The 14,155-nt window shown below is 44.9% G+C and carries 9 protein-coding genes and 2 pseudogenes; 4 read left to right on the top strand and 7 right to left on the bottom strand.

Annotation, left to right across the window (positions count from 1 at the left end; translation table 11 throughout):
- Positions 1-16: 16 nt before the first annotated feature.
- The 5 genes and pseudogenes from V6N89_RS06025 to V6N89_RS06005 all read right to left on the bottom strand — a co-directional run bounded on the left by V6N89_RS06025 (position 17) and on the right by V6N89_RS06005 (position 8,336).
- Entirely contained in the window at positions 17-1,270 is a 1,254-nt protein-coding gene (locus tag V6N89_RS06025; protein ID WP_338516803.1) for an efflux RND transporter periplasmic adaptor subunit, read from the bottom strand.
- A gap of 312 nt (positions 1,271-1,582) precedes the next feature.
- Entirely contained in the window at positions 1,583-3,055 is a 1,473-nt protein-coding gene (locus V6N89_RS06020; RefSeq protein WP_338516801.1) for a M20 family peptidase, read from the bottom strand.
- Positions 3,056-3,098: 43 nt separating this feature from the next.
- On the bottom strand, positions 3,099-3,737 hold the full coding sequence (locus tag V6N89_RS06015) for a hypothetical protein (protein WP_338516799.1): 639 nt from the start codon (positions 3,735-3,737) through the stop codon (positions 3,099-3,101).
- Between the two features lie 67 nt (positions 3,738-3,804).
- Positions 3,805-5,403 carry a glutamate--cysteine ligase gene (gshA, locus tag V6N89_RS06010; RefSeq protein ID WP_346993541.1) on the bottom strand — a complete coding sequence of 533 codons (1,599 nt, stop codon included), beginning with the start codon at positions 5,401-5,403 and terminating at the stop codon, positions 3,805-3,807.
- Positions 5,404-5,478: 75 nt separating this feature from the next.
- Positions 5,479-8,336 (bottom strand): annotated as a pseudogene (locus V6N89_RS06005) (M16 family metallopeptidase).
- A gap of 224 nt (positions 8,337-8,560) precedes the next feature.
- Here V6N89_RS06005 and V6N89_RS06000 point away from each other — a divergent pair.
- Genes V6N89_RS06000 through V6N89_RS05990 form a run of 3 tightly spaced genes read left to right on the top strand, consistent with a single transcriptional unit; the run spans position 8,561 to position 10,902 of the window.
- Positions 8,561-9,133, top strand: a complete 573-nt coding sequence (locus V6N89_RS06000; protein ID WP_338516796.1) for an Hpt domain-containing protein — start codon at positions 8,561-8,563, stop codon at positions 9,131-9,133.
- 9 nt (positions 9,134-9,142) lie between these two features.
- The gene (locus V6N89_RS05995; protein ID WP_338516794.1) at positions 9,143-9,940 is read left to right on the top strand and encodes a pseudouridine synthase; all 798 of its coding nucleotides are present in this window, start codon (positions 9,143-9,145) and stop codon (positions 9,938-9,940) included.
- A gap of 35 nt (positions 9,941-9,975) precedes the next feature.
- Positions 9,976-10,902 carry a ketopantoate reductase family protein gene (locus tag V6N89_RS05990; RefSeq protein WP_346993540.1) on the top strand — a complete coding sequence of 309 codons (927 nt, stop codon included), beginning with the start codon at positions 9,976-9,978 and terminating at the stop codon, positions 10,900-10,902.
- Between the two features lie 19 nt (positions 10,903-10,921).
- On the opposite strand, the pseudogene lysS reads toward V6N89_RS05990, so the two are convergent.
- Both lysS and prfB read right to left on the bottom strand, forming a co-directional pair.
- Positions 10,922-12,485, bottom strand: a pseudogene (gene lysS / locus V6N89_RS05985) (lysine--tRNA ligase).
- 24 nt (positions 12,486-12,509) lie between these two features.
- Positions 12,510-13,608, bottom strand: a protein-coding gene (gene prfB, locus V6N89_RS05980) for a peptide chain release factor 2 (RefSeq protein ID WP_338516789.1) whose coding sequence is annotated in 2 segments (ribosomal slippage) — positions 12,510-13,532 and positions 13,534-13,608 — 1,098 coding nt in all. Because the reading frame shifts where the segments join, the coding sequence is not laid out codon by codon here.
- 274 nt (positions 13,609-13,882) lie between these two features.
- Here prfB and V6N89_RS05975 point away from each other — a divergent pair.
- The gene (locus V6N89_RS05975; RefSeq protein WP_346993539.1) at positions 13,883-14,071 is read left to right on the top strand and encodes a hypothetical protein; all 189 of its coding nucleotides are present in this window, start codon (positions 13,883-13,885) and stop codon (positions 14,069-14,071) included.
- Positions 14,072-14,155 lie beyond the last annotated feature (84 nt).

Below are 14,155 nucleotides of genomic sequence, written 5' to 3'. Positions count from 1 at the left end.
CTTGTTATTCCTTGTCTTATCGTAGTAGCACCGAAGGCGCTTGTTTGAATTTATCGTAGTTAGAGGTAATGATTTGATCGCCTTCTTTTAGGCCTTGCAGGATCTCTACTTCACGCATGCTGGTTGCGCCAATCTGAATAGGCACTCGTTGAGCTAAGTCACCACGCACCACGTAAGCGGTATTCCCACCAGCCTGTAAAAAGGTACCTCGGTTTACCTTGAGTACATTGGTTTTGTTCTCCAGCAATATACGCGCAGAAACCTGCTGGTTTTGGCGAATAGACTGTACGCTGTTTTCCGGGAATCGCACTCGCGCTGTCACTTGACGCTCTACCACTTCTGGCGATATCGAGACAAGTTTACCTAACACACTTTGTCCGCCCATTGTCAGCTCTACATCCATACCAATGCCCAACTCTCCAGCATAACTCTCAGCAACGCTTAACTGTGCTTCATAAGCGGTCAAGTCCACCAAGGTCATTAGCAATTCGTTTTTTGCTACCAGCGCATTTGGCTGTATCAATACATTGCCGACGATGCCCGAAACACTTGCCTTTATGCGAAGGTTAGCAAGCTGACGTTCCAACTCTTCGACAATGAGTGCTTGCCTAGCTACCTTTTCTTCACTGGTTTTAAGTTCAAAAGCTAGTGTATCTGCAGCAAGCTCAATCTCACCCATTGCATGCTTGTGCGTCACTTTTGCTCTGGCTAAATCGTCTTGCGCTTTTTCATAGTCAATCTGGCTGATTAGGTGATCCTCAATAGACAAGGCCGCACGCTTGTCTTCTCGAATCGCAGCATCCAACTCCACTTTTGCCAAGTCAGCTTGTTTGTTTAGTAGCAGCGTTTGGCGTCGCACATCAAGCTCTTGTCTTGCCAAATCGCTTTGTAGACTAGCAAGTACAAGCTGCTCTTGTTTTAGCGTGCTCTGGAGTTCTGGTGAGTCGACAATGGCAATGGTATCGCCCGCTTCAATAAAGTCTCCCGGTACCACATTCAGAAATACATAGCCCTGCTCTGGGCTATAAACCTGTGGCGCATTAGCGGCAATGATTTTTCCTGTAGTGATAATGTCGCGAACCAAATCCCCTTTCGAAACGGTATGCACTTTTAATGAATCTTTGGCCAATGAAACGTCAGCGGTTGGTGCTGACAGAGAAAGGTAACCAAAAACGCCAACGGCAATAACGGCGGCGGTTGAAAACAACCATTTCTTTTTGTTCGCTCTAGGCGCGACCACGACATCTTGTTTACTCGTATCTTGGATCATCACATTTCCCTATTGATTGTTGTTTCAAGGTTGGCAAGCACCACACCAATGACAAAAACGAACACAGGGAGACTGATAAAATGAATCAACATCATCATCGTATTAACTCCTCTTTATCTAATAACGCCCTGTGGGCATATTCTTGTTGATAAAGACTCTAATACCAATAACGTGCCAGAATTTAAGATATTGATTTAAATAAGATTATTGAGATAAGAACAAAAAAAAGTGTCCGATGCGGACACTTTTTACTGTCCGCTTCAAACTGCGGACGCGTACGTGGACACTAAGAAATGTGCCCGAAGTAGGTTTCTAGTTCTGCTCGACATGCGCGCTTTGCTTTATTAACTCTCCATAAAATTGGATTGCGCTGAGGTAATCTTTAATTGGAATTTGTTCATTAACACCGTGAAATTGCTTTAACGTTTTCGGGTTGAGCTCAACCATCATAAATCGATAGATACTGTCAGATAAGGCAGTGAAATGTTTTGCGTCGGTACCGCCCTGAACCAAGTACGGCGCCACCAGTGTATCATTTTGCATAGTGCGAATGGTCTGCTCAATTAAGCGATACCCCATGCTTTCCATGGTCGACACTTTGCTGGCCTCATTCGCCATGTAGACATCAATATTAACTCTGTCATCGTTAATTGTAGTGGTAACGTGCTCAATTAAGTCAGCTATTGATGTACCAGGCATGAGTCGGTAATTGATCACCCCTATTGCTTGCGTAGGCAATATATTAGATTTAGAACTTCCTTCCACCATGGTTGCTGCGGTAGTTGTGCGAATACTGGCTGCAGAACTGGGTTTGCTAAGCATAACGCCTTCAATTAACGGGGACAACAACCACAAGTTAGACATGGCCACACGCGTAGGAAAATCGGTGTAATGCCCTATTCTGTCAAAGGTCTTATTAATAAACTGAAAGTCTGTGGGAAACTGGTTGTTTTCTAACTTAACGATGGCTTGGCTTAAGACACCTACAGCAGTATGTTCCGGCGGTTGAGATGAATGACCGCCATCATCGTTAATAGTGAGGCGGACATTGGCATAACCTTTCTCTGCAATCCCAACCACAGCAACCGTCTTGTCCGTGCCCACCATTAAATCACGGGTTATTGCTCCCCCTTCATCCAACACAAATTCAAATTGAATGTTTTGCTCAGCAAACCAGTCAGCAACCTGTGCTGCACCTTGTTCCCCGCCAATTTCTTCATCGTGACCAAACGAGAAGTAAACGCTGCGTGTCGGTGTTAACCCTTTCGCTAAAAGGTGCTCCATGGCCTCTAACAATGCGAATACTGTTACCTTGTCGTCAAGCGCTCCTCGCCCCCAGATGGCGTCGTCACTGATATCTCCGCTGAAAGGCTCATGAAGCCATTGAGAACGCGTAGCTTCATCAACAGGCACCACATCGATATGCCCCATGAACAAGACAGGTTTTAGCGTAGAAGACGCGCCGGGAAGTTCGTAAACTAAAGAATATTCACCAATAACAGTTTTTCGCATGTGTTGGTGAACAAGTGGGTAGGACGTTTCGATAAACTCGTGTAGCCCCATGAAGGCAGATTTATCGAACTTGTTTGACTCTTCATAAGAAATGGTTGGGAAGCGAATTGCATTTGCAAGGCGTTCAACCACAGCAGTCTCATTTAACAAAAGTGGCTCAAACGCTTTATCCGGTACAACTTGATTGTCCTCAAACACCGTGAAAGCCCTTAAAATTAGCAAGACTATCAGTGCAGATAATGCACCAAGTAGTAGCCAAATCCCTTTTTTCATGTTCACACCCACATCGTTATAGTTATTATTAAGGTTTGATTGGTTAGCTGAAAAGCTTCATAAACCAACCTTTTTGCAAATCTTCTTCACAGGTTTTCAGCTGCGTGGCATAGCGCAATGAACGTGCTTTTACTTTTGACGCCACTTTCTTAAGCCACGGTTTTTTGTCATAGCTTCTGCGTTTATAGCCCCCCCAGCCTTCATGGTAATTTAAGTATTGCGCATACGCGTCCCATTTTGAAACACCGTTAATTTTTTGCGACTTATAAATAAACCAGCCCATAAAATCGATAGCATCGTCAAAGTCGTCTCTGTCAGCGCCACTGTTTCCCGTTTCTCTCACATAGTCTGCCCAAGTAGGCGTTTTAGCTTGCGAGTAACCATACGCAGAACTTACCCGCCCCCACGGAATTAAACCGAAAAATACGTAATCTCGCGGAGGAAGGGCATCGTGCCTAAATGAACTCTCTTGGTACATCATTGCCATTGGCACATGTATCGGCACGCCCCACTTGTCTCGAGCATCGGCTGCTGCATCATACCAATCGTCTTTTTCGTAAAAAATTTCGCACAAATTACTGATATCTTTTGGTGGTGTCGTAGCACACCCCGCGATAAACAGCGGAAAAAGAACGATGAAAGTTGATAAAAAAATAACCAGTTTTTTGAACTTTTGGTTCATAGCTTGTCTTAATTAATGTTCTAGCAAAATGTGTGTTTCCCTGGAACCTTTCGATGCCTGACCTATGTCAGGCATTTTTTTGCTTAAGCGGCTCAGAAAAATAGTCTCGAATAAAGGTATCAAAGTCTTTGTTATCAGAGGCTTCCACCTCTTTTTGCGCGTTCATCGATATTTTCGCTTGCTCCATGAAACCATCCGCATCAGTATATTGATACTCAAATGCTTTCATTTCGCCCTGATACGCTTTTGCGAGTTCAAGTCCAAACACACCATTGTCTTTGTCATCTGCAAGTAAAATATCTAGTAACTTACCCGACGGTGTAAGGCTTGGGTCTTTTACTTTCGCAAATTCTGTATTGACTGCATTTGTATAACGGTCAGTTTCATTTGCAGCATCAAGTAGTTTTGCCGCTTCATGGAAATAACCAAACAACTCTTCGCTCCAGGTAGTCAGCAATAGCGCTTGCCCATTGCAGCTAAGCTCAAGCTCAGGGTCACGACCCTCAAGCACCACTTTGTTCATATTTTCTTTGGCTTCTTGAAGTTGTGCTTCGTCGAGCTCGTCACTTGGAATAAGTAGACACGCCAATAAAAAGACGTCCAGAAAATCAAACTGCGACTCAGAGATACCCAGTGGCGAGAATGGATTTACGTCTAAAGCCCTAACCTCAATATAATTGATACCGCGTCTCACCAACGCATCGGTTGGCTTTTCCATAGAATGCGTGGGCTGTTTTGGACGTATAGGTGAATATAGCTCATTTTCAATCTGTATAATGTTGCGACTCAGCTGCTGGTAGTTGCCCTCTTCTCCAGCTGCAAACCCACTAAACCTGTGCGAGGGTGTTGTCATAGCACTTCGCAACAGGCGAACGTAATTATCTAACTCGTTGTAGCATATCTTAAGCGACGATTGTTCTGCACTTGTATACCCCAAATCACTCATTCGCAATGAAGTGGCATACGGCATATATACCGTACCTTTACCTACCTTTTTAAACGGAAGAGCATGCTCTTTACCTTTCAAAAACGAGCCGCATAGCGCAGGAGACGCACCATAGAGATACGGAATCAACCAACAAAACCGACGGTAGTTTCTAATTAACCCGAAGTAATCAGCTGAAGTCTGGTCCTGCGAGTGTGCTTTGCCTTGCAGGTCAGCCCATAACTTCCAAAAGCTGTCTGGCAATGAAAAGTTAAAATGCACGCCTGCTATTGCCTGCATCATACTGCCGTAACGATTTTTAAGGCCTATACGGTAAACGCGCTTCATCTTGCCAACATTAGACTCACCGAAGTAGGCAATGGGGATATGAGCCTCATCATCGATAAAACATGGCATACTCAACGGCCAAATGTATTCATCGCCAATATTGTCGATAACAAATTTATGGATATCTTTGAGTTGCGCAACGGTCTTAGCTGCACTATTTTCCGGTGGCGTTATAAACTCGAGCAGCGACTCAGAAAAGTCGGTGGTAATCGACTCGTGAGTTAGCGCAGAGCCCAGAGGTTGGGGGTGAGGAGCCTGTGATAATGTACCGTTTGGGTTTATGCGCAATGCTTCACGCTCAACACCCCGTTTGATATCTTTTAGCGCAGTTAAAAACTCTGGAGACTTAAGCGCATTAATACGCGCGTCGAAGCGGGTTGAGTTTGCAGTCAAAATGATGGTCCGTTATGTCATTGTTGCCCCTTTTAATGGGGGGCAACAGTGTAAATTCAACAATTGATCAATCTATCAGTTTAACGCTTCTCTGGCATTGCTCTCTACTGATAACTCGATAATTGGTATTGATAACGCGTTTAACTGAGGCAAAATCTCCGCCTTATCGCCTACTACAATAATTTGCATTTTATCCATATTCAAATATTGCTTTGCAAGCTTATCGATTGTCGCTTTATCAATGCTGTTAATAATCGCGAGCTGTTTTGTGCGATAGCTTTTGTCCAAATCATAACTCAACAGCTGGCGCAGGAATCGCGCTTTGCTTGTTGGCGTTTCAAACTCTAGGGCGTCGCTTAAGGTGAATGCATTGCGCATAAATGCTATTTCTTCTTCAGTTACCCCTTCATTGCGATAGCGTGTTATTTCATTGAAGATTTCTTTGATCCCCTCAGCAGTATTAGCTTTGTTGAGATCAGTACTCGCTTCAAACCAGCCCAATGTTTTCCCCCCTACAAACCCACTGTTTGCGCCATAGGTAAACCCTTTATCTTCTCGTAGATTTAGGTTGATACGGCTGTTAAAAGCCCCGCCAAGAGGAAAATTCATCAAGCGCGTTTTGAAATGTTCACCCGTTGCGTCAAAGGGTAAGCTTCTATCGACGATGTAAACTACAGACTGCACTGCCTGAGGGCTGTCTATTAAATAAATGGTGTTTTTATCGTATACAGGAAAGTCATGGTAATCACTAAATGTATAATCATTACCCTGCCATTGCTCAATAAAATCAATCGACGCAATCATCTGTGATTGCGGCAAATTCCCCACCACAACAATACTGGCTTTAGAAGGAGAATAATATGTCGCGTAAAACGCTTTTACATCGTCTAAGGTAATGTTTTGCACTGTCTGAAGCGTCCCCTCATCAGGTAAGCTCACGCGATTCTTCTCACCAAACAAGATAAGGTCCCGAGCGCGACGCGCCAAGCTAGATGGCGTTTTCGCCTGTTGCTGAAGCCCTTGTAACACCCGCTCCTTCATGCGAACAAAATCTTCTTCTTTAAATGCAGGACGTAACAGCTTTTCCTTTAATAGCTCAAGTGTGGCCTCGAGGTTTTTTGTCAGTGTTGAAACATACACTTGAGAATAGCGTCCAGAAGCACTAAACCCTATGCTGCTTCCTAATTTAGCAAGCTCGCTGGCGAGCGCCTCATTAGTAAAGTTTTGCGTAGACTCATTCATCAGTAATGCAGTGAGATAAGCAACCCCTGATTTATCTTTATCTTCCAGCAAAACACCGCCATCCATACTTAAAGTAAGGGTTACAGTCGGCGTTTCATCACTGGTTACGCCAAGTATTTTAATGCCGTTTTGTAATGTCGCTTCCCAATACTCAGGCACGTCAACGACAGGCGCTTTGCTTAAGCGCTTGGTATAATACTTCGGTCAAAGCTGGAAGTTGCACTGTCATATAAACGGTTATCAGCCGTACTGTCAGACTCTTCAGGACTTTGCTCAATTGTGCGTTTGGGGCGGTCGAAGTTCTGCGCCGCTGCGGCTAGTTGCACTTGCCCTTTTGGCACTACGCTAAGCACAATCCTGTTTGCACCTTTAATATAGGTGTTATAAACACGCATCACGTCCTCGCCTGTGACCGCATTGTATCGAGCGATATCATCGGCGATTAAGTCAGGCGTTTGATGAAAGGTTTCGTTGGCAGCAAGTGCAGATACTTTGCCAGCAACACTTTGAAGTCCAAACACGGTTCTCGCTTCTATCTGCCCTTTAGTACGCGCAAGATCATCTGCCGTCACGCCTCGTGTCTCAAACTCAGTGAGCGTTTCGTCTAAGACTTGTTGCAGTGTCGCCAGTGAATTGACTTTCGCTGGGTTAGCCAACGCCAATAGTTGAAACTCACATGACAACTCTCGACAAGGGTGTGACACTACCGCTTGGACGGCCATTCCCTCTTTAACCAAGTTTTTGTAAAACAGTGATGTTTTGCCGCCTCCTAAAATATCTGCCAGTACATCTAGTGGTGCTTCATCTTCATGTCGGGCGTAAACCGTGGGGTAAGTAATTTGAAGTAGAGGCAAATGCACTTTGTCTTCAAGCGTCATATATCGCGTTTCGTCAAGCGTAACTGGCTCTGGTGCTGGTTCGTCCACGCTTGGTCCTTGAGGAATGTCGCCAAAGTATTTTTTAACCCATGCTTTTGTTTTGACAACATCAATGTCACCACCAATGGTAAGCACGGCATTGTTTGGCCCGTACCAACGTTTAAAGAACGCTTTTAAGTCATTCACATCAACGCGGTCTAGATCTTCAACATAGCCTATAGTTAACCAAGAATAAGGATGCCCTTCTGGGTACAAGGCTTCTCCGTTGAGTTCAAAGCGAAGCCCATAGGGCTGATTGTCAACGCGCTGCGCTCGCTCGTTTTTGACGGTTTCTCTCTGGTTTTCAAATTTTTCTTGGTCTACCGCTTCTAATAAGAAACCCATGCGATCTGACTCGAGCCACAAAACCTTTTCAAGCTGATTTGCAGGAACGGTTTGAAAGTAGTTGGTTCTGTCAGTGTTTGTCGTGCCATTAAGGTTCCCACCGGATTCGGTAATCACTTTGAAATGCTGTTCGTCGGCCACATGCTTTGAGCCTTGAAACATCATATGTTCAAAAAAGTGCGCAAAGCCCGACTTTCCGACCTCCTCTCGTGCAGAGCCTACGTGATAGGTTACGTCAACATGAACCAAAGGGTCTGAGTGGTCTTCATGCAGAATAACTGTCAATCCATTGGCCAGCGTATATTTTTCATAATCAATGGATACGGTGTTGGCCTCTTTGGCCTGCTCGATTTGGGCACGCTGACATGCTGAAATGATAATAACGCTTATCGCGATAATGAGAGTGCGAAAAGTCAGTTTTCCTGACATGATTTTTCCTTTTTATCTACAACTACTGTGCAAAGCGACGCTTCTTTGCCCGATCTTCGGAAGATTACCAGACTTTTTAGCGCTTTACTTGCCTGTACTTTGCTATGATTGTATTAATTTTCAGATTTCTGAAATACACTTAGCGGTAATATATTCGTTCACTTAGTGCATTGCGGCTAAATCGCAAATGTACTAAGGCACATTGCAGTTAGAAGGATGGTGGCATGGAACAGTCAACGACAGTGATAGATATTGATTTTGGAATGTCTCAGCTAAGCGGTAATGAGAAGCTGTTGTATACCTTGTTAGGGAAATTTACAGATGAATATCGCACGACGGATAAAGAGCTTCGTGCCCTCGTCGAAAAAGGTGAATTTGACGAAGCCTACTCTTTGGTCCACACACTAAAGGGCGTCACAGGCAACCTAGGGTTGTTTGCATTGCACCATGCAAGCAAGCCTGTGGAAAGCTGTGTGAGAAACGACAAGCGTTTGCCCGATGATTACGCGGTGTTTGTGGCATGCTTGAATGAAACGGTAGCTGCTGTAGATGCATTAACGCAAGCCCCATCTGATTCACAACCTGCAAAAGCTGGCGGCGCTAGCGACAGCGCTGCGGCGCAACAAGCGAAAAAGCAACTATTAGCTGCCCTTAAGGCAAGTGAGTTCATCTCGCAAGAACGGCTTGATGCGTGGTTAGACACCATTGGTTTTGATAGTGAAATACACGCCGCTATTGTCGATGCCGTTGATGAACTCGACTACGAAGAAGCCGTTGAACTTTTGGAAAAGAACTAGGCTTTCACGTTGCTTGAGATCCCTATCGTTTACGAAGATGACAACGTACTTATTGTCAACAAACCCTCTGGTATTGCCATGCATGATAGTGCAGAGCTTAAATCAGAAGCGGTGGATAGGCCTGCGACGAGAGACACGCATATTCCGTTTGGCATAGTTTCACTACTTAAAAAGCAACTTGATATTACACAGCTACACCTTTGCCATAGGCTAGATACAGGAACATCAGGCTGTCTTTGTTTGGCAAAAGATGAAATCACCGCCGCACAAATAGGTGAGCTTTTTGCCACTCGCCGCGTCGGGAAGTATTACTTGGCATTAAGTGCACAAAAGCCAAAAAAGAAGCAAGGCACAGTGATTGGCGATATGAAAAACCGTCGCGGTGGCCAGCGAATTTTACTTAAAAGCACTGAAACCCCTGCCATTACGCAGTTCTTTAGCCAATCTGCACAACCAGGAATTCGCGGTTTTATCGTAAAGCCGTATTCAGGCAAGACACATCAAATTCGCGTTGCACTGAAAAGTATTGGTGCGCCTATTTTAGGCGATACGCTATACGCTGGTGCGCCATCAGATAGACTTCACCTTCATGCCTGGCACATTGCGATACCCTTGCAACAAAAGACAATAACAGCGTTTGCCACCATTAACAGTGGACAGCACTTTCTTAGCCATGATGTGCAACAATGGATAACATCCTTAAACGCACCCGAAACCTATCCATGGCCTGCTGTTCCACAACGATATTTGGCCAGTGGCAGTACTGCCCTCAACGAAAAACACCTATCAACTAACGATATCAGCTGATGATATATGCCAACTAAGGATAGCGAGGTTAATCGATGACAGAGCGACTTCATATTGTAGGAGCCGATGCCGTGGGCAGTCTAGTTGCCGCTGGTGCACAAAAACACGGCGTTCCGTATGCGCGCTATCCGCGCAATCCCGAAACCGCCCCTCAAGAAGCGCAATGGATTGATGGCACAAAATATCAACTGGAACCTTGTAGTAGCCATAAGCCCGAGTTAAGTGAAAATGACGTTCTATTATTTCCTTTAAAGGTCTACCAACTGGAGGCTGCACTTTCTTCATGGCTTGCATACCTTGAGGCGCGCCCCACTATCGTTTTAATGCATAACGGTTTGGGCGGATTTGAGCTTGCTCGTGAGCTCCTTCCAGAAAACTACCCTCTACTTCTTGCGACTACTAGCCACGGAGCCCTAAAACGCGTAGACAAGAGTAATAAACCTTATGTTGTTTACACCTATGTAGGAAGTACACAAATTGGTATTTCCCCTCAAACGTCAAAAGAAGGCTTTCAGACACATAAAGACGGCAGGGTGGCCCGCGCTATATCAGTTTTGCACAAAGCCCTTCCTGATGTAATCATCGCTGATGAGATAATGAAGGCGTTATGGACTAAATTGGCAGTAAACGCAGTGATAAATCCCCTCACTGCACTAAACGATATTCCCAATAGGTGTATTTTAGAGGATCAGTTTAGCTATTTGCGTCACGCGGTTTGCGAAGAGTTCATCAATGTGGCTAAGGCATGTGGATATACATTTTCGCTAAAAGACGTCCTTCATACGGTGGCAAAGGTTGCCAAAGCAACAGGGCGTAACTATTCGAGTATGCATCAAGATGTTGCAAACAAACGACAAACGGAAATTGCAGCCATTAATGGTTACATTGTCGAAATGGCAAAGAAAAAGGGCATCAACGTTCCCGTTAATGCCCTTTTGGTAGAAAAGATAAACGCGCTTTAGTCTGCACGTTTATTTTGTGCTATTCCTCTGCTTCTTGTGCGTCTTTAGACACTTGAGGCTTCATGTGAGGGAATAAGATAACGTCTTTAATCGTTGAGCTATCGGTAAATAGCATAGCTAGACGGTCGATTCCGATACCTTCACCCGCCGTTGGCGGCAAACCATATTCAAGCGCGCGAATGTAGTCGTCGTCAAAATGCATGGCTTCATCGTCGCCTGCATCTTTCTCAACAACCTGTTTAGCGAAGCGCTCTGCCTGATCTTCTGGATCGTTTAGCTCGCTAAAGCCGTTAGCTAGCTCGCGTCCACCAACGAAAAATTCGAACCGGTCAGTAATAAACGGATTATTGTCATTACGACGCGCAAGTGGCGATACTTCCCACGGATATTCAGTAATAAACGTAGGTTGAATAAGCTTCTCTTCCGCCGTCGCTTCAAAAATTTCACACAGGTATTTACCCGCGCCCCAAATACCGTCAACTTCAGGCTCTTTAATATGAAGCTGCTTAGCCATCGCCTTCAGCGCATCAAGATTAGCTTCAGGATCGCGAATTGCCGCTTCATCAGCGTCAGGCCAGTATTTCAGAATAGCTTCGCCCATGCTTAAGCGGTCAAATGGCTTTCCGAAGTCGTATTCAACTTCGCTAGTCACATTGCCTTCAGCATCTTTTGTGGTATTGGTAATAATGGTCGTACCAAGAATATCTTCCGCTAGCGTGCGAAGCATATCTTCAGTAAGGTTCATTAAGTCGTTGTAGTCTGCATAGGCTTGATAGAACTCAAGCATAGTAAACTCTGGGTTGTGACGAGTTGATAGACCTTCGTTACGGAAGTTACGGTTAATCTCGAACACGCGCTCAAAACCACCCACTACTAGACGCTTGAGGTAAAGCTCTGGAGCAATACGCAAGTACATATCAATGTCTAGCGCATTGTGATGTGTAACGAAAGGCTTCGCCGTTGCACCCCCCGGAATAACTTGCAGCATTGGCGTTTCAACTTCAAGATAGTCACGCTCTGTAAGGTACTTGCGGATACCATTCACAATTTTACTGCGGATCATGAAGGTTTTGCGCGTTTGCTCACTGGTGATCAAATCTACGTAGCGCTGACGGTACTTAGTTTCCTGGTCGCTCAAACCGTGGAATTTTTCAGGCAATGGGCGAAGTGCTTTAGTCAGCAATTCGTATTGCTCCATGTTCACGTAAAGGTCGCCTTTGCCAGATTTATGCAAATCACTAAGCAACACCAATGATGTCACCAATATCTAGCGCACCATATTTGGCCTTAAGGTCTTTTTGGGTTTCTTTGTCGGCGTATGCCTGAATACGACCAGTCATATCTTGTAATAGCAAGAATGGGCCACGTTTAGCCATAATACGGCCAGCAATGCTTACCTTGTTGCCTTGCTCTTGCAATGTCTCTTTGTCGAATTCACCGAACTTAGCTTGAAGTTCATCAGCGTAGTTTTCACGACGGAAGCTGTTTGGGAAGCCATTTGCACGGCACTGTTCGCGAATAGCGCTCAACTTTGAGCGGCGCTCTGCAATCAATTTGTTATCGTCAGTTTGTTGGTCAGTCATAACCTTGTCACTTCGTTGTTCGGTTTACAGCCCAGATTTCAGGCTGGCTTGAATGAATTTGTCCAAGTCGCCATCAAGAACGGCTTGAGTATTACGTGTTTCCACGCCTGTTCGCAAATCTTTAATGCGAGAGTCGTCCAGTACGTAAGAGCGTATTTGACTACCCCAGCCAATATCTGACTTGCTGTCTTCCATCGCTTGTTTTTCAGCGTTTTGCTTTTGCAGTTCAAACTCATAAAGTTTGGCTTTTAACTGCTTCATCGCCTGATCTTTATTTTTGTGCTGTGAGCGGTCATTTTGACACTGCACCACTATGCCTGTCGGTTCGTGAGTAATGCGCACCGCAGAGTCTGTTCTGTTAACGTGCTGACCACCCGCACCAGAAGCGCGGTAGGTATCGATACGTAAATCAGAAGGGTTAATCTCAATATCGATATCATCATCAATTTCAGGGTATACGAACGCTGAAGAGAATGAGGTATGACGACGATTTCCAGAGTCAAATGGTGATTTTCGCACCAGGCGGTGTACGCCAGTTTCAGTGCGCAACCAACCAAATGCATACTCGCCCTGAACGCGAAGTGTGGCACTCTTAATACCTGCTACTTCACCCTCTGATACTTCTATCAGTTCGGTTTTAAAGCCATGGGCTTCACCCCAGCGCAAATACATACGCAACAGCATGTTTGCCCAGTCTTGCGCTTCTGTGCCCCCTGAACCCGACTGAATGTCAATATAGCAGTCGTTCTCGTCATTAGGGCCAGAAAACATGCGACGAAACTCAAGCACTTCTAGCTGTTCAATCAAGCCTTCAAGCTCACTTTGAGCTTCGTTGAAGGTATCTTCGTCTTCGGCTTCAACTGCAAGCTCAACCAAGCCTTCTACATCTTCCGTACCTTGGTCAAGCTTGTGAATAGTCTCTACTATTTGCTCTAAAGCTACTTTTTCTTTGCCAAGTGCCTGTGCTCTGTCTGGCTCGTTCCAAACATCAGGGCTTTCTAGTTCTCGGCTAACTTCTTCTAAACGCTCTGACTTTGCATCAAAGTCAAAGATACCCCCTAAGCGCTTCGGTACGCTCGCGGATATCTTTTATCGCATTAGTAACGGGGTTTATTTCAAACATAGTCCGCTTATTTCATTAAAAATTTAAGACCGCGGATAGTACCGAATTTGTAGTAAATTTGATAGGGGGAAACGCAAATATCCTGAAGTTGCTAGAGGTAAATTTTAAGTTTAATGCCCATAGGTTATAAGAAAAAATGGAAGACTTTTTTCAACCATTTGTCGAACGCGTTAAGCTGCCATATCTCACCGATGAGTGGCGGCAAAAAGGGCTTGTGAACAGGCGATTCATACCTATATCCTTTTCTATCTAGAATATGGAATGTTTATCTTAAATGCCAATGTCACTTAACAATGTATCTCTCGCCATTATTGGCATACTTGTAGGAATGCTTTTTCTCGCCATCGGCCCTATGGTGGAATGCGACAATCTAGCTAGGTGCCCGTATGTCTTTGCAGTGCCCGGACGGTGTACTCGGTATCATCGGTATGGCCCACGCTATCTGTATTGGTTGCCAGCATAGGTATAGGAAGTTGGCTCTACCGCAACAGAAAAGGCAAATAGTAGTAGCGAAAGCGACAGGCCATGCTCAACATAGTTTATGGCC

This window comes from Alteromonas gracilis, assembly GCF_036870955.2.
GTDB lineage: Bacteria > Pseudomonadota > Gammaproteobacteria > Enterobacterales > Alteromonadaceae > Alteromonas > Alteromonas gracilis_A.
Note: the sequence above shows the minus strand (reverse complement) of the source record. Positions and strands in the feature narration are given on the sequence as shown.

Bases quoted from the DNA above. Each gene is read 5' to 3' on its own strand.
- V6N89_RS06025 (WP_338516803.1), bottom strand. From the start codon at position 1,270: ATGATCCAAGATACGAGTAAACAAGATGTCGTGGTCGCGCCTAGAGCG.
- V6N89_RS06020 (WP_338516801.1), bottom strand. From the start codon at position 3,055: ATGAAAAAAGGGATTTGGCTACTACTTGGTGCATTATCTGCACTGATA.
- V6N89_RS06015 (WP_338516799.1), bottom strand. From the start codon at position 3,737: ATGAACCAAAAGTTCAAAAAACTGGTTATTTTTTTATCAACTTTCATC.
- V6N89_RS06000 (WP_338516796.1), top strand. From the start codon at position 8,561: ATGGAACAGTCAACGACAGTGATAGATATTGATTTTGGAATGTCTCAG.
- V6N89_RS05990 (WP_346993540.1), top strand. From the start codon at position 9,976: ATGACAGAGCGACTTCATATTGTAGGAGCCGATGCCGTGGGCAGTCTA.
- V6N89_RS05975 (WP_346993539.1), top strand. From the start codon at position 13,883: ATGCCAATGTCACTTAACAATGTATCTCTCGCCATTATTGGCATACTT.